Origin of the sequence: Rhodoferax sp., assembly GCF_025354435.1 — a bacterium.
Lineage (GTDB): Bacteria > Pseudomonadota > Gammaproteobacteria > Burkholderiales > Burkholderiaceae_C > Rhodoferax_B.
This window is the reverse complement of sequence record NZ_JANXMU010000069.1, coordinates 1-21,823: the sequence shown is the minus strand read 5'-3', so window position 1 is coordinate 21,823 and position 21,823 is coordinate 1. Positions and strand designations below refer to the sequence as shown.

20 protein-coding genes and 1 pseudogene are annotated in these 21,823 nt (G+C 64.0%); 13 read left to right on the top strand and 8 right to left on the bottom strand.

Translation table 11 applies throughout. From position 1 onward, the window contains the following. Positions 1-8: 8 nt before the first annotated feature. Entirely contained in the window at positions 9-1,247 is a 1,239-nt protein-coding gene (locus tag Q0T48_RS17125) for an HD-GYP domain-containing protein (protein ID WP_295958659.1), read from the bottom strand. Between the two features lie 201 nt (positions 1,248-1,448). Here Q0T48_RS17125 and recG point away from each other — a divergent pair, with 201 nt between their 5' ends. After that, complete coding sequence (gene recG / locus Q0T48_RS17120; RefSeq protein WP_295958657.1) at positions 1,449-3,539, top strand: ATP-dependent DNA helicase RecG; 2,091 nt, start codon at positions 1,449-1,451, stop codon at positions 3,537-3,539. Here recG and Q0T48_RS17115 read toward each other — a convergent pair. After that, entirely contained in the window at positions 3,536-4,771 is a 1,236-nt protein-coding gene (locus Q0T48_RS17115) for an HD-GYP domain-containing protein (RefSeq protein ID WP_295958654.1), read from the bottom strand. The two genes, recG and Q0T48_RS17115, sit on opposite strands and share 4 nt — an antisense overlap. Before the next feature lie 244 nt (positions 4,772-5,015). On the opposite strand from Q0T48_RS17115, the gene Q0T48_RS17110 reads away from it, so the two are divergent. From Q0T48_RS17110 to Q0T48_RS17070, 9 genes and pseudogenes are all read left to right on the top strand, one after another. Continuing rightward, complete coding sequence (locus Q0T48_RS17110) at positions 5,016-6,962, top strand: phosphatase PAP2 family protein (protein ID WP_295958652.1); 1,947 nt, start codon at positions 5,016-5,018, stop codon at positions 6,960-6,962. Between the two features lie 54 nt (positions 6,963-7,016). After that, positions 7,017-7,172, top strand: coding sequence for a hypothetical protein (locus Q0T48_RS17105; protein WP_295958650.1), 156 nt, complete (start codon positions 7,017-7,019; stop codon positions 7,170-7,172). A gap of 43 nt (positions 7,173-7,215) precedes the next feature. After that, positions 7,216-8,169, top strand: coding sequence for a LysR substrate-binding domain-containing protein (locus Q0T48_RS17100; protein ID WP_295958647.1), 954 nt, complete (start codon positions 7,216-7,218; stop codon positions 8,167-8,169). 16 nt (positions 8,170-8,185) lie between these two features. After that, positions 8,186-9,091, top strand: coding sequence for a Dyp-type peroxidase (locus tag Q0T48_RS17095; protein ID WP_295958644.1), 906 nt, complete (start codon positions 8,186-8,188; stop codon positions 9,089-9,091). Between the two features lie 65 nt (positions 9,092-9,156). After that, on the top strand, positions 9,157-10,077 hold the full coding sequence (locus Q0T48_RS17090) for a 4-hydroxybenzoate octaprenyltransferase (RefSeq protein WP_295958641.1): 921 nt from the start codon (positions 9,157-9,159) through the stop codon (positions 10,075-10,077). A gap of 37 nt (positions 10,078-10,114) precedes the next feature. Then, the gene (locus Q0T48_RS17085) at positions 10,115-10,513 is read left to right on the top strand and encodes a HindVP family restriction endonuclease (RefSeq protein WP_295958638.1); all 399 of its coding nucleotides are present in this window, start codon (positions 10,115-10,117) and stop codon (positions 10,511-10,513) included. Next, positions 10,447-11,211, top strand: coding sequence for a HindVP family restriction endonuclease (locus Q0T48_RS17080; protein ID WP_295958635.1), 765 nt, complete (start codon positions 10,447-10,449; stop codon positions 11,209-11,211). The genes Q0T48_RS17085 and Q0T48_RS17080 overlap by 67 nt, the downstream gene beginning before the upstream one ends. A 12-nt stretch (positions 11,212-11,223) precedes the next feature. Continuing rightward, positions 11,224-11,679, top strand: a pseudogene (locus Q0T48_RS17075) (DNA cytosine methyltransferase); the annotation flags it as partial. A 63-nt stretch (positions 11,680-11,742) separates the two neighbouring features. Then, positions 11,743-12,162, top strand: coding sequence for a DNA cytosine methyltransferase (locus tag Q0T48_RS17070; RefSeq protein ID WP_295958712.1), 420 nt, complete (start codon positions 11,743-11,745; stop codon positions 12,160-12,162). A 55-nt stretch (positions 12,163-12,217) separates the two neighbouring features. On the opposite strand, the gene Q0T48_RS17065 is transcribed toward Q0T48_RS17070, so the two are convergent. Both Q0T48_RS17065 and Q0T48_RS17060 read right to left on the bottom strand, forming a co-directional pair. Beyond that, on the bottom strand, positions 12,218-12,568 hold the full coding sequence (locus Q0T48_RS17065) for a TfoX/Sxy family protein (RefSeq protein WP_295958633.1): 351 nt from the start codon (positions 12,566-12,568) through the stop codon (positions 12,218-12,220). Between the two features lie 8 nt (positions 12,569-12,576). After that, the gene (locus Q0T48_RS17060) at positions 12,577-13,524 is read right to left on the bottom strand and encodes a helix-turn-helix transcriptional regulator (protein ID WP_295958632.1); all 948 of its coding nucleotides are present in this window, start codon (positions 13,522-13,524) and stop codon (positions 12,577-12,579) included. 183 nt (positions 13,525-13,707) lie between these two features. Between Q0T48_RS17060 and Q0T48_RS17055 the strand changes: the two genes are divergently transcribed. Next, entirely contained in the window at positions 13,708-15,399 is a 1,692-nt protein-coding gene (locus tag Q0T48_RS17055) for an alpha-glucosidase (protein WP_295958628.1), read from the top strand. A gap of 32 nt (positions 15,400-15,431) precedes the next feature. Beyond that, entirely contained in the window at positions 15,432-16,703 is a 1,272-nt protein-coding gene (locus Q0T48_RS17050) for an ABC transporter substrate-binding protein (protein WP_295958625.1), read from the top strand. A 4-nt stretch (positions 16,704-16,707) separates the two neighbouring features. Here the strand turns inward: Q0T48_RS17050 and Q0T48_RS17045 are convergent, their stop codons facing one another. The 3 genes from Q0T48_RS17045 to Q0T48_RS17035 all read right to left on the bottom strand — a co-directional run bounded on the left by Q0T48_RS17045 (position 16,708) and on the right by Q0T48_RS17035 (position 20,502). Next, positions 16,708-17,451 (bottom strand): hypothetical protein, encoded by a 744-nt coding sequence (locus Q0T48_RS17045; RefSeq protein WP_295958622.1) that lies wholly within the window; start codon positions 17,449-17,451, stop codon positions 16,708-16,710. A gap of 103 nt (positions 17,452-17,554) precedes the next feature. After that, positions 17,555-19,903 carry an alkaline phosphatase PhoX gene (locus tag Q0T48_RS17040; protein WP_295958619.1) on the bottom strand — a complete coding sequence of 783 codons (2,349 nt, stop codon included), beginning with the start codon at positions 19,901-19,903 and terminating at the stop codon, positions 17,555-17,557. 287 nt (positions 19,904-20,190) lie between these two features. Then, positions 20,191-20,502: a BON domain-containing protein gene (locus tag Q0T48_RS17035; RefSeq protein WP_295958615.1), complete on the bottom strand. Its 312-nt coding sequence runs from the start codon at positions 20,500-20,502 to the stop codon at positions 20,191-20,193. Positions 20,503-20,728: 226 nt separating this feature from the next. Between Q0T48_RS17035 and dkgB the strand changes: the two genes are divergently transcribed. Then, the gene (gene dkgB / locus Q0T48_RS17030) at positions 20,729-21,538 is read left to right on the top strand and encodes a 2,5-didehydrogluconate reductase DkgB (RefSeq protein WP_295958611.1); all 810 of its coding nucleotides are present in this window, start codon (positions 20,729-20,731) and stop codon (positions 21,536-21,538) included. An 86-nt stretch (positions 21,539-21,624) separates the two neighbouring features. Here the strand turns inward: dkgB and Q0T48_RS17025 are convergent. Continuing rightward, positions 21,625-21,823: BON domain-containing protein (locus Q0T48_RS17025; protein ID WP_295958608.1), on the bottom strand; the 199-nt coding region annotated here is incomplete at its 5' end.

Genomic DNA, 21,823 nt, shown 5'->3' with positions numbered 1-21,823 from the left:
CGACAGGATTAGCCGTTGAGTTGCGCCATGCCCGACCACAGTTCGTTCAGGTCCTTGAAACGCCAGAATTCGGGGTCTTCGCGGCCGGTGATTTTTTCCTTGCAGCCCGATGCCGACAGGTCCAGCACTTCGGGCGGGATACGCACATCGGACTTGGTGGAGAAGAACACTTTGACGACAGGCTTGAGCAGCGAACTGGGGCTTTGCTCTATTACCACGCCCAGGCGGCCCGAGGCCAGCCGTACCAGCGATCCGGTGGGGTAGATGCCCAGGCTTTTGACAAACGCCTGGAATATCTGCGGGTCCAGGTGGCCATGGGTCCATTCGGCCATTTTTTTCAGCGATTCGGCCGGGTCCCAACCCCTCTTGTAGGGGCGGTTGGACGTGATGGCATCGTACACATCGCAAATCGCTCCCATTTTGGCGAACAGACTGATGTCTTGGCCTTTTTGCCGGTTGGGGTAGCCGGTGCCATCGGTCTTTTCATGGTGGTGCAGCACCACATCCAGCACTATGTCGTTCACTACCCCGCTTTCTGCCAGCATGCGGTGGCCTTGCACCGGATGGGATTTGATGATCTGGAACTCGGCATCGGTCAGCTTGCCCGGCTTGTTCAGCACCTCCATCGGCATCATGGCCTTGCCCAGGTCGTGCAGCAGGCCAGCCAAACCCATGGAGCGGGTTAGCTCCTCGTCCAGCTTGAGCTGGCGCGACAGCGCAATCATCAGCGCGCACACCGCCACCGAATGCATATAGGTGTAGTCGTCGGCATTCTTCAGCCGGGCCAGGCTGATCATGGCTCCCGGGTTGCGGATGACCGAGTCGGACACCTCGTGCACCAGGGCGTGGGCCAACTCGGTATCGATCGCGTTGCCCATGCGCGCCTCTTGGAACATGGCCATCACCGCGTGCTTGGACTTGGCGCAGATTTCCGCCGCCCGGGCGTATTCGTCTGCGGCCGAGGTGGGGGAGGTGTCGCGTGTGGGGGCGTCGGCCTGCAAAATTTCCTGCACTACCGCCTGGATGGTTGCAGCCTGCCGCACCGTTTCGGCACCGGGCGGCACGTCCAGACCTTTGCTGGTGTCAATCCACACATCCCGGATGGCGCTGGCCAATACCCGGTCAATGTCATTGGGGTCCGTCAACACAAAGTGGTTGCGCCAGAAAGGATGGTCCATCCACGGGCCGCAGAATCCGTCGATATGCATCCCCAGAGTGAGTTGTTGGACGTTGATTCGTTTGAGCATAAAACGCTGCGGGGGAAAACAGACTAAAGGGGTCAAAACGACAAGGACAGGGTGCGCGCAACAAACGACACATGAAACAATATGATACGTTTACTTTACAAGCGTGTGCGAGGTTAACTTAGCGTCCTGGACCGAGGCGCTGCCTGCCCGCCGCTGTGGGTGCAAGCGTTCTGAGAACGCAACAAGGCAAAATTCGCCCCCATGGCCACCCCCCCACCCAAGTTGAACCCTGCGCAAAAAGCCCTGCTCAAAATGGGATTGCGCCGCGACATCGACCTGGCCCTGCACCTGCCCCTGCGCTACGAGGACGAAACCCGCATCAGCCGCCTGGCCGACGCGCGCGAGGGCGACACCGTGCAGATCGAGGCCACCGTCACCCACAGCGAAGTCGGCCTGCAGTCGCGCCGCCAGTTGCTGGTGACGGTGGATGACGGCAGCGACACCTGCACCCTGCGCTTCTTCAGCTTTTACCCCTCGCACCAGAAAACCTTGGCCGTGGGTGCGCGCCTGCGGGTGCGCGGCGAGGTCAAAGGCGGCTTTCTGGGCAAACAGATGCTGCACCCGGTGTTCAAGCTGGCCAGTGGCGACCTGCCCACGGCGCTCACCCCGGTCTACCCCAGTACGGCCGGTTTGCCGCAGGCCTATTTGCGCCGCGCCGTGCTGGGCGGCTTGAAGCGCGCCAATTTGTCCGAGACCCTGCCACCGGGTTGCCCGAACTACAACCCGGGATATTTAAGCCAAACAGGCCTCCAGCGTAATTACTACCTACATGAGGCGCTATCATTTTTGCACAATCCCGCGCCCGACGTGTCGCTGGCCGCGCTGGAAGACCGCAGCCACCCCGCCTGGCAGCGCCTGAAGGCCGAGGAGCTGCTGGCCCAGCAGCTCTCGCAGCTCCAGGCCAAGCGCGCGCGCGATCTGCTGCAAGCCCCGCCGCTGGCCGCACGGGAGGATGGTTTGCTTGATGGCCTGCGCGCCGCGCTGCCCTTCGCCCTCACCGCCGCCCAGCAGCGTGTGGGGGCCGAGATTGCCGCCGACCTGGCCCTGCCCATCCCCATGAACCGCCTGTTGCAGGGCGACGTGGGCTCGGGCAAAACCGTGGTCGCCGCACTGGCCGCCTGCACCGCGATGGACGCGGGCTGGCAGTGCGCGCTGATGGCCCCCACCGAGATACTGGCCGACCAGCACTTCCGCAAACTCGTCGCCTGGCTGGAGCCGCTGCTGGCCCCGCTGGGCAAATGCGTCGCCTGGCTCACCGGCAGCCAAAAGACCAAGCAGCGCCGCGAGATGCTGGAAAAAATCGCCAGTGGCGAGGCCGCGCTGGTGGTGGGCACCCACGCCGTGATCCAGGAGAAAGTGGTCTTCAAGAACCTGGCCCTGGCGCTGATCGACGAGCAGCACCGCTTCGGCGTGGCCCAGCGCCTGGCCCTGCGCAGCAAGATGGTCGATGGCGTGCTAGAGCCGCATTTGCTGATGATGACCGCCACCCCGATTCCGCGCACCCTGGCCATGAGCTACTACGCCGACCTGGACGTGTCCACCATCGATGAGCTGCCACCCGGCCGCACGCCCATCGTCACCAAGGTCATCAACGATGCGCGGCGTGAAGAGGTGATTGAGCGCATCCGCGCCCAAATCGCCCAGGGCCGCCAGATCTACTGGGTCTGCCCGCTGATTGAAGAAAGCGAAGCCCTGGACCTGCGCAACGCCACTGAAACCCATGCCGCGCTGAGCGAAGCCTTACCGGGCGTGCTGATTGGCCTGCTGCATTCCCGCATGCCCGTGGCCGAGAAAAAGGCGGTGATGGCGCTGTTCACCGAAGGCAGCATGGGCCTGCTGGTCAGCACCACCGTGATCGAAGTTGGCGTGGACGTACCCAATGCCTCGCTGATGGTGATCGAACATGCCGAGCGCTTTGGCCTGAGCCAGTTGCACCAGCTGCGGGGCCGGGTGGGGCGCGGCGCGGCGGCCTCGGCCTGCGTGCTGCTGTATTCCACCGGCGATGCGCCGCGCCTGGGCCAGATCGCCCGCGCTCGCCTGCAGGCCATGGCCGAGACCAACGACGGCTTCGAGATCGCCCGCCGCGACCTGGAAATCCGCGGCCCCGGCGAATTCCTCGGTGCCCGCCAATCGGGCGCGCCGCTGTTGCGCTTTGCTGACCTGGAAACCGATGGCGAGCTGCTGGAATGGGCCCGCGCACTGGCCCCGCAGATGCTGGACCGCTACCCCCATCTGGCCGAACAGCATGTGCTGCGCTGGCTGGGCGGCAAGGCCGAATATCTGAAAGCCTAGCTCAGCGGCCCCAGCCCCGACCACAGCTGGTTCAGGTCTGGAAAGCGCCAATACGCCGGGTCCTCGCGCCCGGTGATCTTGTCTGTGCAGTCGGGTGCCGATAGATCGACCACCACCGGCGGGATGCGCATGTCGGACTTGGTCGAAAAGAACACTTTGACGATGGGCTTGAGCAGGGTGCTCGTGCTTTGCCCGGTGACCACGGCAATGCGTCCGCTGGCCAGCCGCACCAGCGATCCCGTGGGGTAGATGCCCATGCTTCTGACGAAGGCGTGGAACACCTGGGTGTCGAGGTGGCCGTGGGTCCATTCGGCCATTTTCTTCAGCGATTCGGCCGGGTCCCAGCCTTTCTTGTAGGGCCGGTCGGAGGAGATCGCGTCGTACACATCACACACCGCGCCCATTTTGGCCAGCAGGCTGATGCCATCGCCCGATTGCCCGTTGGGGTAGCCGGAGCCGTCGGTTCTTTCGTGGTGGTGCAGCATGATGTCCAGCACCGCCGGGTCGTCCGTCAGGCATTCGACCAGCAGCATGTGGCCCTTGGTGGGGTGGGCTTTGATGAGGGTGAACTCGGCATCGGTCAGTTTGCCGGGTTTGTTCAGCACTTCCAGCGGCATCAGCGCCTTGCCCAGGTCGTGCAGCAGCCCGCCCATACCGGCCGAGCGGGTCTGGGCCGCGTCCAGCTTGAGCTGCAGCGCCAGCGCCACCATAAGTGCACACACCGCCACCGAATGCATGTAGGTGTAGTCGTCCGCCGTTTTGATGCGCGCCAGGCTGACCATGGCGCTGGGGTTGCGCATCACCGAATCCGTGATTTCCTGCACCAGTTGCTCAGCCAGCTCGGTTTGCACCATCTGGCCCAGCCGCGCTTCGTGGAACATGGTGGTGACGGCCTGCTTGGCTTTGGCGCAGATCTGGGCGGCACGCGCGTACTCCACGGCCGCGGTGGTGGGGGTGGTGTCGCGCTGTGGCGTGGGGGCAGCGGCAGGCGCGGTGATAGGGGCCACGGCCACCTCGGGCAAGGCTTGTGGCGCTGCCTCGGGCGCAATGTCCAAACCCTTGCTGGTGTCGATCCACAGCTCTTGCACGGTGCTGGCGCGTACCCGCACGATATCTTGTGGGTCGGTCAAGACAAAGTGGTTGCGCCAGAACGGATGCTCCATCCAAGGCGCACAAAACCCGTCGATATGCATCCCGAGGGTCAGGTGTTGAACACTGATACGTTTGAGCATGGTGCGCAGCGGGGTGGGGGTGTGGCCAGTATGGCGCAGTATGCAGTTTTTCATGCATAAATAGGCGGCAAGTCGTCCTCCATATTAGGTATAAAAATGGCAGTTGGTGCTGCTCCATTCAGCATTTATTGCTACTATTTTAGAAGCTGCGGATGGGCGCAGTGAAACGTCATCACCATGTCACGCCGCCTCATTAAGGTCGCTGGCTGGCATGTCGCCACCACGTCTTTTTGATGACTTCCCCATGCAGACTTCTTTCCCTTATTTACCCCGCGCCCTGTGTGTAGCCATTACCGCAGGATTCGTTTTGGCCGGTTGCGGCGGCAGCGATGCGCCGTGGGTCACCCCCGCCGCGCCCACCGGCCTGGGCCGTGCGGACAGCGCCGCCGTGGCCGATGCCGTTTCCGTCCCCCCGTTTGTCGACAACGTGGCCAGCAACCAGCGCGGCGATGCCCGCTACGCCACCCTGGCCACCAACGCCGGTGTGCGCGTGGTAGCCGGTTTTCTGGACATCTGGCGGCCCAGCAGTCTGGTTGTGGATGCGGGTGTCACCGCTGCTGCCAGCGGCAGCTTTCCGGCGGTAGTGGCCTCGCTCTGGTCGGGCACTCCTGGGGACTCCACCGACGGCACAGTGCTGAATGCCGCCGTGCATACCGCCAACATCCAGTACGTCGTCACCGCCACCGCCAACCGCACCCCGGCGCAGGAGTTGGCGGCCCACCTGGACGACCGGCGCAACAAGGCCTACAGCGTCAGCGACGGCATGGGCCCGCTGACCAGCGCCTGGCGCACCGCGTCGCAGCAAACCACCTCCATCACCGGCATTGCGGCGGATGCCACCACGGTGCTCTACAACGACACCGGCAACGACGTGGGTGTGGGCGGCAGTGCCAACACCCAGAACTTCGGCCCGGTGGTGGACCTGGTGTCCAACATTGGCGAAAACGGGTCCACCGAGCCCGCCAAGCGCTTCTACAAATACGCCCGCCCCTGGCGTTGGAGCAGCAGCGTGCAGGTGGTGCCCGCGCTGGTACCGGCCAAAAGCAGCACGCCCAAGACCGACGGCGGCTTTGTCAGCGGCCACACGGCCGAGGCCATGCGCCGCAGCCTGGCCATGGCCTATGTGGTGCCCGAGCGCTTCCAGGAACTGCTGACCCGTGCCGGTGAGCTGGGTGAGAACCGCATCCTGGCCGGCATGCACTCCCCGATGGACGTGATGGGCGGGCGCATCCAGGGCCAGGCCGTGGCCGCGGCCAGCCTGTATGCCGGCATGAACAGCGGTACCCGGGTGGCGGTTGCCGCCCAGGCGCGCAGCACCCTGATGGCCGCCGTGGGCGCAGCCGACCCGGCCGCGTTCAACACCTTCGCCCATGCGCAAAGCAGCAGCGCCGACCGCTTTGCCGACCACGCCACCAACAAGGCCAACTACCGCCGCTCTCTGACCTACGGGTTCACGCAGATGGCCGACAGCACCAAAGCCGCCACCGTGCCCAAGGGGGCCGAGGTGCTGCTGGAAACCCGCCTGCCCTACCTCAGCGCCGACCAGCGCCGCGTGGTGCTCAAGACCACCGCACTGCCGTCTGGCTACCCGGTGCTGGACGATGCCGAAGGCTGGGGCCGCCTGAACCTGTTCGACGCTGCCGACGGCTATGCCCGCCTGGACGGCGACGTGGCCGTCACCATGGACACCAGCCTGCTGGGCTTCAACGCCTCGGACAGCTGGCAGAACAACATCGTGGGCGCAGGCCTGCTGACCAAGCGCGGCAGCGGCGAGCTCACGCTCACCGGCAGCAACACCTACAGCGGCGGCACCGTGCTGGAAGCGGGCACGCTGGAAGGGACTTCGGCCACGGCGTTTGGCAGCGGCGACGTGTTCCAAAGCGGTGGCGTGCTGCGCATCCGCCCGGTCAGCCAGTTAGCCCTGGCGGCCCGCTACACCCAGACCGGTGGCACGCTGCAACTGGTGCTAGGCAGTGACAACCAGATCCCGCTAGCCGTGGCCAACGACGCCACCCTGGGCGGGGCGCTGACCATCCGCTTCGCCACTGGCTACCAGCCTGCCGTGGGCACGGTGCTGACGGTGTTGCGCGCGGGCCGTGTGCACGGCACGTTCAGCAGCATCACGGTGGATGGCCACACGGTCACCCCGGTCTACCCCGGCAACCAGGTGCAGTTGCGCATCGTCTCCTGAGCCAGCCCAGCCACCGGTAAGATGCGGCCTTACTTGCAAGGAAGAAGGTCGGTTATGCGTGTACTGGTGCTGGTGGCTTGTGTGGCCTGGGTCTGCAGCGGCTGCGCCGTGATCGCGGTGGCCGACGCGGTGGTCACCACCGGGGCGGTGATTGTCAAAACCGGGGTCAAGGCCACCGGGGCGGTGGTGGGCGCGGTGCTGCCAGATTGAGCTGGCTTGTTCCTGCGGCTGTAGCGGGTAGACAATAGCGCCCATGACCCTCACCGAACTCAAATACATCGTGGCTGTGGCCCGCGAGCGGCACTTTGGCAAGGCGGCCGAAGCCTGCTTTGTGTCGCAGCCCACGCTGTCGGTGGCCATCAAGAAGCTCGAAGAGGAGCTGGACGTGAAGCTCTTCGAGCGCAGCGCCAACGAAGTCACCATCACCCCACTGGGCGAAGAAATCGTGCGCCAGGCGCAAAGCGTGCTGGAGCAGGCCGCCGCCATCAAAGAAATTGCCCAGCGCGGCAAAGACCCCTTGGGCGGCGCGCTGCGCCTGGGCATCATCTACACCATCGCCCCCTACCTGCTGCCCGATCTGGTGCGCCAGGTGATCAGCCGCACGCCGCAAATGCCGCTGATGCTGCAAGAGAACTTCACCGTCAAGCTGCTGGAAATGCTGCGCATGGGCGAGATCGACTGCGCCATCATGGCCGAGCCCTTCCCCGACACCGGCCTGGCCGTGGCTGCGCTGTACGACGAGCCTTTCATGGTCGCCGTGCCCACCAACCACCCGCTGGCTGCGCAGACCAGCGTCACCTCCGAGCAGCTCAAGGCCGAGACCTTGCTGCTGCTGGGCAATGGCCACTGCTTCCGCGACCACGTGCTGGAGGTCTGCCCTGAATTCGCCCGCTTCTCCAGCGGGGCCGAGGGCATCCGCAAGAGCTTTGAAGGCTCGTCGCTGGAAACCATCAAGCACATGGTGGCCGCGGGCATGGGCATCACCCTGGTGCCGCGCCTGAGCGTGCCCAAGTCCGCCCTGGCCGCCAAGCCCAAACGTGCCCGCGACGACGACCCCTACGTGCGCTATTTGCCGTTCGACGGCGAGTCGCCCATGCGCCGCGTGGTGCTGGCCTGGCGGCGCAGTTTTACCCGCTACGAGGCGATTGCCGCCCTGCGTAACGCCATCTACGCTTGCGAGCTACCGGGTGTGAAACGTCTTTCTTGAACTTGTGGAGATCTGTGTGAAGTTTGCGCAACCCGGCATTTTGGAATCTGTACCCGCCCATGGGCGCTATCTGTTTTTATCCCCCACCGCCGGGGCCACACCCGCCGCTGTGGGTGCGGCTTTGCAGCAGCTGGCCGCGTCGGTGGACGGTCAGTCGGTCGTCGTTGGCATCGGCCCCACGCTGGCGCACACCTTGGGGGCCGACATCCCCGGTCTGCGCACCATGCCCGACTTTTCCGGCCACGGCGTGCAGGTGCCCAGCACCCCGGTAGCCCTGTGGTGCTGGGTGCGCGGAGCGGCCCAGGGCGAGGTGGTGCTGCACGCCCGCCGCGTTGAGAAAGCCCTGGCCCCGGCCTTCCACCTTGACCGCGTGCTGGACGGCTTTCGCCACGGCGACCCTGCCGCCGCGCACGACCGCGACCTGATCGGCTTTGAAGACGGCACCGAGAACCCCGAGGGCGACGAGGCCGAAGCCGCCGCCCTGGTGCACGACGCGCCTGAGGGCATGGCCGGCTCCAGCTTCGTCGCCATCCAGCAGTGGGTGCACAACCTGGATGCCTTCGACGCGCTGGGCACCCAGGGCCAAGACAACGCCATGGGACGCCGCATGAGCGACAACGAAGAGCTGGAAGATGCCCCCGCATCCGCCCACGTGAAACGCACCGCGCAAGAAAGTTTCAGCCCCGAAGCCTTTGTGCTGCGCCGCAGCCTGCCTTGGGCCGTGGGCCACCAGTGCGGCCTGTTCTTTGTGGCCTTTGGTGCGACCCTGAACGCTTTCGAAGCCCAGATGCGCCGTATGGCTGGGCAAGAGGACGGTATTGTGGATGCCACGTTTACCTATTCCAAGCCCGTCACCGGGGCCTACCTGTGGTGCCCACCGGTGCGTGGCGGTCAACTGGATTTACGCCAGTTGGGCCTGTAAGTCATTTGCTATTTAAATAATAGCTTCTAGCGTATGTTCCATATGCACTAGAGGCCTGTTTGACTATGAAATATTCCCGTCTTTATTTGCAGCTTATTCGCTGGGACCGCCCCGCCGGGTGGCTGCTCTTGCTCTGGCCCACGCTCAGCGCGCTGTGGATCGCCTCTGGCGGCTTCCCCGGCTGGCACCTGCTGCTGGTGTTCACCCTGGGCACCATCCTGATGCGCAGCGCGGGTTGTTGCCTGAACGACGTGGCCGACCGCGAATTCGACAAGCACGTCAAGCGCACCGCCCAGCGCCCGGTGACCAGTGGCGCGCTGTCGGTGGGGGCGGCCTTGCGCTTTGGCGCGCTGCTGGCCCTGGCCGCGTTTGCGCTGGTGTTGACCACCAACGCAGCCACCGTGGTCTGGTCGTTCGCCGCGCTGGCCGTGGCCGTGGTCTACCCGTACGCCAAGCGCTATGTGTCCATGCCGCAGGCGGTGCTGGGCGTGGCCTTCAGCTTTGGCATCCCCATGGCCTTCGCCGCCGTGCAGGGCGGGCCGCCGTGGCAGGTGCTGTCTGCCGCCGGATGGGCCGATTTTTCGCTGGCCAAGCTGGCGGCCAGCGTGCCGTCCGTGGCCTGGGTATTGCTGCTGGGCAACCTGTTCTGGGTGCTGGCCTACGACACCGAATACGCTATGGTGGACCGCGACGACGACCTGAAGATCGGCATGAAAACCTCGGCCATCACGCTGGGCCGTTTCGACGTGGCCGGGGTCATGGCCTTCTACACCATTTTTATGCTTATTTGGGTGGTGGCGCTTATTCCATATGCGCTAAGTGCTTTTTTTTACATAGCAATTGGTGGGGCCGCCCTGCAAGCCCTGTGGCACTGGACCCTGATCCGCCACCGGGGCCGCGATGGCTGCTTCAAAGCCTTTCGGCTGAACCACTGGGTAGGGTGTGCGGTGTTCGTGGGGGTGGTGGGGAGCTACGCCTTGGGCTGAGCCTTGGATTTGCGTAAACACTGTATAAAATAGCAGCATGTCCCAGCTCATCAGTCCCTCTCTTTTCGGCATTTCCCGCAGCAACCGGAACTTTGCCGGCCCGTACTACTGGGGCAAGAACCAATTTAACTCGGCTTTCCCCGTGGCGCTGGCCTGTTACATGCGGTCCCGGCAGTTGCCGCTGGTATATGTGCAGTTCAAAGACACGGGTAAAACCGAAGTCGGTGAGCTGGATGTGGAAAAGTTGTTTGGCAGCACTTTGCCGAACGAGCAACTCCACTTCGCGTTCGAGGCACGGTTTGACCATTTCCGTTCTTTCGTCCACGACGAGCTGCCCGCGATCGACCTGGTAGTGGGGCGGGCGACCCGGTGCGGCAGATCCGTCCTATCGAGGTCAAGCTCACCACGCTGCCCGACAACACCACCGAATCCCTGAGTGAAGACAAATACGGTGCCGAGCTGGTGATCCGCTCTGCCACCGTGCGCTACATGGCTTTGTCGATGGCGTTGGCGGTGGATCCGTACCGCAGCCGGGTCCGTGAGATTTTCGAGCCCGTGTTTGCCCGCGTCCGCAACTGGGACAGCAAAGCCGAAATGGTGCAAATCACCCCCCGGGCCGTCGCTGCGTTGGAGCTGTTTTTGACCGAGTTCAAGCATTTGCAATCGCCATTGCTAATGCAGCCGATCTGGAAAACCGTGGGCAAGTCACCGGTGCTGGCCGAGCACTGTCTGGACATCTTTGTGTGGAGCGACTTTGGGCTGACCCATTTGTTCTTGGATTCGGCCCGCAAGCCGCCCGACACCACTTCTATCTCTCGTTACGCCCGCGCTGCCCTGCGGTTGGCGCGGTTTTTATACGAGCGCTCCAAGGACGAAAAGGTGTTCCAGGCCCCCATCTTCGACGGTATGACCTTCGACAACCAGAACGACAAAGAATTCGCCATGTCGGGCACCCGCTCGCGCGAGCTGATGGCCTGCGCCCGGCTGGTCAAACCGGCCATTGCACGGGACGAAATCCAGCACATCATCCTTGGTGGTGGACAAAAGTTCCTCAGCCCCGAGCGGCGTTTTGATGCCATCTTGTACTTCTCTACCGACTTGTTTGGAGACCCCCATGCAGCTGCGCACGGTTGATTTTTTGCCGGTGGCGGCGGCCTCAGCCTGGGCCTGCAGCAGGCGGGCTTCGACATGGTCTGCGCGGTAGAGAACTGGCAGCCCGCACTGGCCGTGTACCGCGCCAACTTTCCCGACCACGATGCCGTGGAGCTGGACCTATCCGACGAGCTGGCCACTCTGCAACTGCTGGACAGCTACCGACCCGAGATCGTGGTGGGTGGCCCGCCGTGCCAAGATTTCTCCAGCGCGGGCAAGCGCGACGAAGGTGGCGGGCGGGCATCGCTGACCATCCATTTCGCCAATGTCATCTCCAGCTACCGGCCACAGTTTTTTGTGATGGAAAACGTGGCCCGTGCAGCCAGCTCCAAGGCCTTCAAAGTGGCGCTGGACGTGTTCAAGCGCGCCAACTACGGCCTGACCATCCAGCTACTGAATGCAGCCCATTGCGGCGCACCCCAGTCCCGCAAGCGGCTGATCGTCATCGGGCAATTGGGCGGCAAAGATGGTTTTTTAGACGATGCGCTGCAAGCCGGGCTGAGCGAAAAGCCGGTGACCTTGCGCCAGTATTTTTGCAACCGCCTGCCGTTTGAGCACTACTACCGCCACCCGCGTTCTTATGCGCGCCGGGGTGTTTTCAGCATCGACGAGCCCAGCCCCACCATCCGGGGAGTCAACCGCCCCATTCCCAAAGGCTATCCCGGCCACGCGGGCGACCCGGTGCCGGTGACCGACGGGCTGCGCTCGCTGACCACGGCCGAGCGGGCGCTGATCCAGACCTTTCCCGCCAGCTTCCAGTTGCCCGGCACCAAGTCGGACGTGGAGCAAGTGATTGGCAATGCCGTGCCCGTCAAGCTGGCCGAATACGTGGGCACACGGCTGGCCGCGTATATCCATGCCTTGCACGAGGACGGCGCACTGACCGCCAGCGGCCAGTTGTTTGAGCCCCGCAAGGCGCTACGGGCAGCCTAGATTTTCGAGGATCAAATTGGCACTTTGTGCTTATTGGATGAGCACAAGCAGCTATCTATTTTGTAGTTTTTGACCGTGGCTTACGGGGTGCCTTGGCTTTCGGCTCCGGCAGCGCCCCCGCCGTGGCCTGGATGAGCTGGCACAGCCAGGGAGCATCTTCCCACTGGTCGGCGGTGACGCACCAGTGGGCCCGGGCACTGGGGAAGGGGAAGCCTTCCACGGGCTGGGGCATCACGGCCTTGCCTGCGTCGGTGGGCTTTAGAAATAGCTGGTTGTCGCACACCAAACCCACCGGCTTGCCCGCCAGGTACAGGCAGTATTCGCCAAACATGCGGCGCACCGATGCGTTGCCGGTGGCGGCCAATTGGTCGAGTAAAAATTCTGCGGTGCTGGGGTGGGTGGACATGGGGGCTCCTAAGAGGGTGCAGTGTCGCCCAGTTCGGCCCGCCGTTTGGCGCGCCACTGCTGCGGTGTGGCCCCGAACTGCTGGCGGAAGGTCTGGATGAAGTAGCTGGGGGTGGTGAAGCCGCAGGCCCAGGCCACCTCTTTGCCGGCCATGTCGGTCTCGGCCAGCAGGTGGGCGGCGCGGGCCATGCGCTGGCGGTTGATGTGGGCGATCAGGTGGCCGCCGGTGGTCTGGCTGAACACGTGCGACAAATATTCGGGCGTGCACCCGGCCTGCGCGGCCAGGGCGGTGACGGTCAGGGCGTGGTCGCCCAGCTGGTTGTTGACCCACATGCGCACCCGGGCCACCAGCGGCGGCTCGGGCTGGGTGCGTGGCGCGGCATCGTCCAGTACCCGCAGCACGCCTGCACAGGCGCTGGCCAGCAGGGCGCGCACCTGCAGCCGGGCATCGGCATCTTCCGCATCACTGCCCAGCGTGGCGGCATCGGCCAGCCAGTCGTGGATGCGGGCGGCGTGCGGGTGCTGGCGCGACTCCAGGTGGTCAATGCCGGGGCGGCCCGGCGAGGTCTCGGTGGCGAGGTGGCAGGTGAGGGCGGTGCCGTCGGCGTAGACCACGATGTTGCTAAAAGCGGTGCCCACGGTGGCTTCGGCATGCAGCATGCGCGGCGGCATCAGCAGGGCCTCGCCCGCGTGCAGGGCCAAAGGGCCGTGCGGCAGGGTGAAGCAGGTGCTGCCACCGGTTTGCAAGAACAGCTCGGGCACCAGGTGGAAGTGCCCTTCGCCGCGCAGATCGGCCACCCGCGGCCTGCCGCAGGGGCGCACCGGCTGGGTGTCGGCCAGCAGACCGGCCATGCTGTGGCGCAGTTGCTGGCGCATCCACCGGGCTTTGTCGGCGCTGTTGCGGGCGGTTTTGGCCTCCAGCGCTTGCAGGCCCCGGCGCTCTGGTTTTTGTTGCATAGATCTGCCATTAAAACCAGATACCTTGCGTTGCACCAGGGATGATTAACCCGTATTTACCCTGAGTCATCGCTTTCCATGCATCCCAGTTTTATTGCATATCTTGCAGTTTTCTGGCAGTGGATTCGCTGGCTGTGGGCGACCTGGGCTCCTAAACTTTCGGCCACACAACAAGGAGTTTCAATGGCCCAGCCGTGGTGGAAAAGCAGCGTCGCGTACCAAATTTACCCGCGTAGTTTTTGCGACAGTAATGGCGATGGCGTGGGCGACTTGCCCGGCATCACCTCCAAGCTGGACTACCTGCGCACGCTGGGCATCGACGTGGTGTGGCTGTCGCCCATCTACCAGTCGCCCAACGACGACGGCGGCTACGACATCAGCGACTACCGCGCCATTGCGCCCGAATACGGCAGCATGGCCGACTTTGACCAGATGCTGGCGCAGATGCACCAGCGCGGCATCCGGTTGATGATGGACCTGATGGTGAACCACACCTCGGACGAGCACCCCTGGTTCACGGAAGCCTGCAAATCCAAAGACAACCCCTACCGCAATTACTACATCTGGCGTGCCCCGGCAGCCGATGGCGGGCCACCCAACAACTGGGAAGCCGCTTTTTCCGGTTCGGCCTGGGAATTCCATGCGCCCACCGGCGAGTACTACCTGCACATGTTCTCCAAAAAGCAGCCCGAGCTGTATTGGGAGAACGCGCTGGTGCGTGCCGAGGTGCATGCGCTGATGCGCTTTTGGCTGGACAAGGGTGTTGACGGCTTCCGCATGGACGTGATCAATATGGTGTCCAAAACCTACGCGGCAGATGGTAGCCTGCCCAACGCTCCGGTGGTGCGGCCCGGCTTCTTGCAGCCCGCATTCACCCTGGTCACCAACGGCCCACGCCTGGTGGAATACCTGCAGGAGATGCGGCGCGAGGTGCTGGACCACTATGACACTATCACCGTGGGTGAAGCGCCTTGCGCCACGCTGCGCCAGGGCGTGGAGATCACCCACCCCGAGACCGGGGCCTTGGGCATGCTGTTCCAGTTTGAGCACATGGATCTGGATTCCGTGCCCGGCCATGGCGAAGGCAAATGGGCGCTGCAAAAGCTGCAACTGGGTGATCTCAAAACCTCTTTGTCGCGCTGGCAAGACGGTTTGGCGGGCCGCGGCTGGAACAGCCTGTACCTGAGCAACCACGACCAACCCCGGCCCGTGTCCCGTTTTGGCGACGACGGCGTGCACCGCGTGGCATCTGCCAAGATGCTGGCCACGCTGCTGCACGGCATGCAGGGCACGCCCTACGTGTACCAGGGCGAAGAGCTGGGCATGACCAATAAGCCCTACGCCTCGGTAGACGACTGCTACGACCTGGAGTCGCGCAACATGTTCCGCACTGCCACGCAAGAGCGCGGCATAGACCCCGAGGTGGCCCTGCAGGCCATCCGCACCAAGGGCCGTGACAACGCCCGCACACCCATGCAGTGGAATGCCAGCGCCCACGCCGGTTTCACCACCGGCACGCCCTGGCAGCCGGTGAATCCCAACTACCCCGCCGTCCACAGTGAAGCGGCGCTGGCTGATGCGGACTCGGTCTTCCACTACTACCGCGCCCTGATTGCCCTGCGCAAGGCGCACTCGGTGCTGGTCGACGGCCGCTACAAGTTGCTGCTGGCCGAGCACCCCGAGATCTACGCCTACCTGCGCGCCCTGGGCAAGAAGCGCTGGCTGGTGGTGTGCAACTTTTACGGTGGCACGCCGGTGCTGGATGTGCCGTACCGCGCGGCGCAGCGGGTGATTGGCAACTACCCCGAGACGGGAGTTGGTCTGCAGAACATGGTTTTAAGGCCTTATGAGGCGGCAATCTTTCGGTTGGAGTGAGTGGTTTTTGAATAACTTTCAGGAGACAAAAAATGAAGATGCAAAAGATGGTGTGGATGGGTGCCTTGGCACTGGGCGCGGCCAATGCGCAGGCAGCGGGTGTGACGCTCACCATGTCGTGCGGCTCGGTGGGGCAAGACCACGAGTACTGCAAAAAGATCGCCGCCGAGTGGGGGGCCAAAACCGGCAACACGCTGGAGCTGCTGAACATTCCGCAGTCGTCCAGCGACACCCTGGGGCTGTTTCGCCAGATGTTTTCCGCCAAGTCCGATAAGCTCGACGTGATGCAGATCGACGTGGTCTGGCCCGGTATTTTGAAAGACCAGTTGCTCGACCTGAAGCCCTACAGCCAGGGTGTGGAAAAGAACTTCTTCCCCGCCATGGTGGTCAACAACACGGTCAACGGCAAGTTGCTGGCCCTGCCCTGGGTGACCGATGCAGGCGTGCTGTTCTACCGCAAAGACCTGCTGGCCAAGTACGGCGAAAAGCCCCCCACCACCTGGGCCGAGCTCACCGCCACCGCCAAAAAGGTGATGGAGGCCGAGCGCAAGGCGGGCAACGCTGCCATGCAGGGCTTTGTGTTCCAGGCCAAGGCCTACGAAGGCCTGAGCTGCAGCGGGCTGGAATGGGTGGCCAGCATGGGCGGTGGCAGCATCATCGACAGTGCGGGAAAAACCACCATCAACAACCCCCAGGCCGCCAAGGCGCTGGACATGGCCGCCAGCTGGATCGGCACCATCGCCCCCACCGGCGTGCTCAACTACGCCGAAGAAGAAGCCCGCGGCGTGTTCCAGAACGGCAACGCGGTGTTCATGCGCAACTGGCCCTATGCGTGGGCATTGGGCAACGGGGCCGACAGCGGCATCAAAGGCAAGATCGGCGTGGCCACCATGCCCCGGGGCGAGGGTGCAGGCAGCACCTCGGCCTCCACCTTGGGCGGCTGGCAAATGGCGGTCAGCAAATACTCCAAGCACCCCAAGGAAGCCGCCGACCTGGTGCTCTACATGACCAGCCAGCCAGTGCAGAAAGAGCGCTCCATCACCCTGTTGTCCAACCCCACGATTCCCGCGCTTTACCAGGACAAGGACATCCTGGCCGCCAACCCGTTCTACGGCGACCTGTTCGAGACGCTGAAGGTTGCCATCCCCCGCCCGGCTACCGCCACCGGGGTCAAGTACAACGAGGTGTCCGCCGCCTTCTGGAACGCCACCCACGAAGTGCTGTCCGGCAAAGCCACCGGGGCCGAGAGTGTGAAGAAGCTCGAAGGCAAGATCGACGGCATCCGCCGCGGTCCGAGCTGGTAATCGACTACACCGCCCGGTAAATCCGGTAGTGCGCGTGCGCCTGCACCAGGTGCAAAAAGGGGGTCTGGTCCAGCGGTGTGTGGGCGTAGGGGTGGGTATAGCAGACCCACAGATCGCGCGGCTGGGCGGCCAATGAGGCCTGGATTTTTTGCAGGATGGACGCCAGCACCACCTCGCTGAACGGGTTGTAAAAATACGCTACGCAGGGAGTGCCGGGTAATTCGAACTGGGTGGCATCCAGGTGCACGGACTGCAGCGTGCGGCAGCGCTGGCCGGGGTGCTGGAAGCTGGCGATGTTGCGTAGCGCCACGGCGTGCAGTGCTTCGGCAAACTCCACCCCCCACACGGCCTGAAAGGGCCACAGCGAGGCCAGCAGCAGGGCTTTGCCTTTGCCCGAGCCGTAGTCAATGAAGCTGTATTGGGCGTGGTCTATGGGCAGCTGCTCCAACTGGCGCTGGAACACCTGCGGATCGGTGCCATGGTAGTAGTGCCCCAGGTCGCGGTGCTGGCCCACTACGGCCAGGTCGCTCAACTGCGTGATGCCTGCGGTGTCCACCTGAAAGTCGCGGTCAAACTGCTGCTGCACGCGCAGGGCATCGGCTTCCCAGCGCCTGCGCTGTGGGGCCAGGCTGCGGGCCAGATAGCTGGCGAACTCGGGCACATAGGCCAGGGTGCCCCACAGGCCCCGGTGGGCAAAGGAGCGGCGGACTTTGGCGCGGAAACTGCGAAGGCTGGAGGCAAATCCCATGGTGTTGAAAGCGACTGGGCACGGCTGAAAATGCTTGCCGTGCCCGTCCAGTCAGTATAAAGCGCTATTAAAATAGAACTTTATACCGCTGTGCTTTGTGCGCTTACAGCCCGATCACACCGCCGTCGTTCTTGGTGATCATCACCGTGGCCGAGCGGGGCCGGGCGCTGCTGCTGCCCGGGCCGTAGGCGGCCACACCGGCACCGTTGCCAGGCCAATGGCTTTCGTACTTGGTCGGGTCGCCGATGTTGGCGGCGGCGGTGTTTTCGCCCGGGTGCTGGATGTTGATGAACAGCGCCTTGCCGTCCGGCGATTCGGCCACGCCGGTGACTTCGGAGCCCAGCGGCGCGGTCAGGAAGCGGCGGAAGATGGTGTCGTTCATCTTCTTGCCGGCATAGGTGTCCACCACTACCGGTGCCGTGCCTGCTGTGCCGGGCTTGCCGTTGGCCTGGTTGGTCACGGTGATCTTGCCGCCGTCACCGTAGCTGCCGGGTACCGCTGCCAGCAGCATGCAGTTGGTCACGTCGGTGTAGGCGTTGTCATCGGTTTCGATCCACAGGATGCCGCTGGCCTTGGAGAACCAGCAGCCGTCGGGCTTGGACAGGTCGTTCACTGAAGTCAGGCCCGACAGGTTGACGTTGGCCTGGTAGTTCACGTTGTCCAGTCCGATGTCGGCCGTGGCCTGGTTGGCGAACAGGTAGATGTCCCAGTTGAAGGTGGTGGCCGATGCCAGGTTGCCGGTTTCGCGCATGCGCATGACCTGGCCGTTCACATTGCCCTTGAGGGTGCTGGTGCTGGCGCTCTGGGAGGACACGCCCTTGTTGTCCAGCCAATAACGCGGGAAGGCCGGGTCCACATCGGGATTCGGCACGTTGTTGCTGCTGGTGCTGCCGACGTTGCCGCGGTCGGGGTTCTCGGTCATGGTGATGTAGATCTCGCCATTGCGCGGGTTCACCGCCGTCCACTCGGGGCGGTCGCACTTGGTGGCACCGGCGGCATCGGCGGCCAGGCGGGCGTTGACCAGCACGTCGGCCAGGTCGGCAAAGGCGTAGGCGCTGTTGCCGCTGATGGCGGTGTTGCTCAGGTCCAGCTTGAGCCAGGTGCCCGAGCCATCGGCATTGAACTTGGCCGCAAACAGCGTGCCGTTGTCCAGGTACTTGGCACCCGTGGCCAGGCGGTCGGCGGGGTTGGCATCGGCAGCGCTCCACACGGCGTTGGACACGTATTTGTAGACGTATTCGCTGCGCGAGTCGTCGCCCATGTAGAAGGCCAGCGGCTGGCCGACCACCGGGTTGCTCGGCCAGGCACCTTCGTGCGCAAAGCGGCCCAGGGCGGTGTGCTTCACCGGGGTGGAGGCGGGGTTGTACGGGTCGATCTCGACCACCCAGCCAAAGGTGTTGTGGGTGTTGCGGAAGTCGTCCGTACCGTCGGTAGACGCGCCCAGTTTGCTGGCATCCCAGCGGGCGTATTCGGTGCTGCTGCTATCGGCGGGCACCACGGTGGCCCAGCGTTGGCCGCCGCCTGCGCCCTGGGCCAGGCCGATGCGTTTGAAGGCGGTCCGTTCCTTGGCGCTGCGCAGGGCATCGTCGGCACTGCCGCGGCGAAAGAAACCGGCAAAGTTTTCTTCGCAGGTCAGGTAGGTGCCCCAGGGCGTGTAGCCGCTGGCGCAGTTGCCGATCATGCCGCGGGTGGCGGTACCGTCGGTGGAGTATTTGGTTTTCAGCAGAGCCGAGCCCTTGGCCGGACCACCGAACACCATGGGCGTGCGGGGCGTGACGCGGCGGTTGAAGGTCGATGCCTTGACCACGCCAAACACACCGGAGGTCTTGCTGATTTCGATGACCGATGCGCCGTGCGCTTCGACTTCTTTCAGCGCTTCGGCTTCGGGGCGGGGGCCAGCGCTGGCGCCGATGTTGGTCTGGCCGTTGGGGTGCATGAACTGCACCGTGCCGTTGATGGCTTCGTGGTTGATGGCCATCAGCGCGCGGGTGTTGCTGGTCTGCGAGGGCGTGCCGTCGGTTCCCAGGCCAAAGTAATGCATGCCGTCGTGGTGGTCGCCGCTGCGGCGGGCGAAGTTGCTGTCGGTGCCGTCGTTTTTGTAGTCGTTGACGGCGCTGTCGATGGAGTCGCCGGTGGCATAGACCACGGTGGCGGTGTAGCCCGCGGGTACGGTAACGGCATCGGTCAGGCTTTTGGCCACGGCGGTAAAGCCCAGTACGGGCGGCAGCAGCGGGGCGGTTGCCGCCACATCGTCATCGCCACCGCCGCAGGCCGTCAGAGCCACGCCGCCCAGGCTGGCCGTGGCCAGTGCGCCCACGCCAGAGCGCAGCACCTGGCGGCGGCTCATGGGGGCGGCCATCACGTCTTGCAAATGGTGGTTCAGGCTGGGGTTGTTGTCGAGGTCGTCAGGGTCGGTAAAGGTGGTGGTGAGGGCGTGGGTAGGTGTGTTCATCGTGTGTCTGCAACGTGTAGGATTTGTAAAGTTTCAGGTTACGCACGGGGTATGACATCTTTGTGAAAGCCCTGGGGGCCCACGGTTCAGGGCTACTTTCAGGCGCCCATAAAAAAAACCCCTGCCGCATATTTGTGTATGCGACAGAGGCCTTAACCCGTAACGATTGGGCCAGCCCTAGGGGAGCTGGACCGGGTATCCGGGACACAGGACATGGAATTACGCAACGTCCGGCCAGAGGGCCGCAAACCTGCCAGCTGGGCGCTGCGCAATTCCTGGGAAATTGGCTACTCGTCGTTGTCGGTGGAGTAGGTACGCACTGCGCTGTAGGCGTTGCTCACACCGGGCACCGTGCTGGCGACATAGCGGGCCTTGGCTTCTTCCACGGGGCCTTGGGTCCAGCCGTGCAAGGTGACCGAGCCGTCATGGGCGGTCACGGTGAGGTCTTTGGTGGCATCGCTGCCGAGCGAGGTGCTAAGGGCGGACTGCACTGCGCTGGCCAGATCGGCATCGCTCGTGGCGGCTTGTGCCGACATGAAAGGGCCTGCGGCCAGGGCGATCAAGGCGGCAGCAGCAATATGGTGGATAGAGCGTGTCATGGCAGTTTCCTTTGAAAGGTGCACACCTTGGTGCGATAGAGTGATCTTCCCAAGGCACGGGCTTGCTTGTGTGTCGGAACTGGAGGCTTGTGTTGCATTTGTCATCTTTGGCGGCGGGGCGGGCACTGACCATTGTGGAAACGGAGTCAACAGTGTTTTGGGGATTCAGGGGTTTTTCTGCAAAGGCATGGGCGCGACACTAGTGGCCACTTTGAAGGATTTCCCTATGACGCACCCCATTCCCGCCTTCGGCCTCGGTACTTTTCGCCTGCAGGGCCAGGCCGCCATCGACTCGGTTACCCACGGCCTGGCGCTCGGCTACCGCGTGGTCGATACCGCGCAGATTTATGGCAACGAGGCCGAAGTCGGCCAGGCCATTGCCGACAGCGGCGTGGCCCGCAAAGACCTGTTCATCACCACCAAAATCTGGATTGACTACTACGCCCACGACAAGCTGGTCCCCAGCCTGCAAGACAGCCTGGCCAAGCTGCGCACCGACCATGTGGACCTGGCGCTGATCCACTGGCCGTCGCCCGGCAACGCCGTGCCGGTGGCCGAATTCATGGCTGCGCTGCACGATGCCAAGCGCCAGGGCCTGGCCACGCAGATCGGCGTGTCCAACTTCACCATCGATCTGATGCAGCAAGCGATTGCCGCCGTGGGTGCGGGTGCAATCGCCACCAACCAGATCGAGCTGCATCCCTACCTGCAAAACCGCAAGGTGGCCGCATTTGCGAAAAGCCAGGGCATTGCCATCACCTCGTACATGACTTTGGCCTACGGCAAGGTGCTGCACGACCCCGTCATCCAGGCCATCGCCCAGGCCCGCGCGGCCACCCCGGCGCAGGTGGTGCTGGCCTGGGCAATGCAGCTGGGCTACGCGGTGATTCCGTCGTCTACCCAGCGGGTCAACCTGCAGAGCAATCTGCTGGCGCAGCAATTGGTGCTGGGCGAGGCCGACATGGCCCAGATCGCCGCGCTGGACCGGGGCGGTCGCCTGACCAGCCCCGAAGGTCTGGCACCCGTCTGGGACTAAGTGCACCCCACGCAAAAAAGCCCACGGGGCCGGAATGGCTTCCGGCCCCGTGGGCTGCGTGTACTGCGGCACCGCAGTGCAGTGGCTTAGTCGTTGGTGTCGGTCGAGAAAGTACGCACGTTGCTGTAGGCATTGGCTACGCCGGGTACGGTGCTGGCGACATAACGGGCCTTGGCTTCTTCTTGGGGGCCTTGTGCCCAGCCGTGCAGAGTCACGGTGCCGTTGCTGGCGGTAACGGTCACGTCCTTGGCATCGCTACCCAACTGGGTGGTGATGGCGGATTGG

Coding starts and splice junctions, on each gene's coding strand:
- Q0T48_RS17125 (WP_295958659.1), bottom strand. CDS start 1,247: ATGCTCAAACGAATCAACGTCCAACAACTCACTCTGGGGATGCATATC.
- recG (WP_295958657.1), top strand. CDS start 1,449: ATGGCCACCCCCCCACCCAAGTTGAACCCTGCGCAAAAAGCCCTGCTC.
- Q0T48_RS17115 (WP_295958654.1), bottom strand. CDS start 4,771: ATGCTCAAACGTATCAGTGTTCAACACCTGACCCTCGGGATGCATATC.
- Q0T48_RS17110 (WP_295958652.1), top strand. CDS start 5,016: ATGCAGACTTCTTTCCCTTATTTACCCCGCGCCCTGTGTGTAGCCATT.
- Q0T48_RS17105 (WP_295958650.1), top strand. CDS start 7,017: ATGCGTGTACTGGTGCTGGTGGCTTGTGTGGCCTGGGTCTGCAGCGGC.
- Q0T48_RS17100 (WP_295958647.1), top strand. CDS start 7,216: ATGACCCTCACCGAACTCAAATACATCGTGGCTGTGGCCCGCGAGCGG.
- Q0T48_RS17090 (WP_295958641.1), top strand. CDS start 9,157: ATGAAATATTCCCGTCTTTATTTGCAGCTTATTCGCTGGGACCGCCCC.
- Q0T48_RS17085 (WP_295958638.1), top strand. CDS start 10,115: ATGTCCCAGCTCATCAGTCCCTCTCTTTTCGGCATTTCCCGCAGCAAC.
- Q0T48_RS17065 (WP_295958633.1), bottom strand. CDS start 12,568: ATGTCCACCCACCCCAGCACCGCAGAATTTTTACTCGACCAATTGGCC.
- Q0T48_RS17060 (WP_295958632.1), bottom strand. CDS start 13,524: ATGCAACAAAAACCAGAGCGCCGGGGCCTGCAAGCGCTGGAGGCCAAA.
- Q0T48_RS17055 (WP_295958628.1), top strand. CDS start 13,708: ATGGCCCAGCCGTGGTGGAAAAGCAGCGTCGCGTACCAAATTTACCCG.
- Q0T48_RS17050 (WP_295958625.1), top strand. CDS start 15,432: ATGAAGATGCAAAAGATGGTGTGGATGGGTGCCTTGGCACTGGGCGCG.
- Q0T48_RS17045 (WP_295958622.1), bottom strand. CDS start 17,451: ATGGGATTTGCCTCCAGCCTTCGCAGTTTCCGCGCCAAAGTCCGCCGC.
- Q0T48_RS17040 (WP_295958619.1), bottom strand. CDS start 19,903: ATGAACACACCTACCCACGCCCTCACCACCACCTTTACCGACCCTGAC.
- Q0T48_RS17035 (WP_295958615.1), bottom strand. CDS start 20,502: ATGACACGCTCTATCCACCATATTGCTGCTGCCGCCTTGATCGCCCTG.
- dkgB (WP_295958611.1), top strand. CDS start 20,729: ATGACGCACCCCATTCCCGCCTTCGGCCTCGGTACTTTTCGCCTGCAG.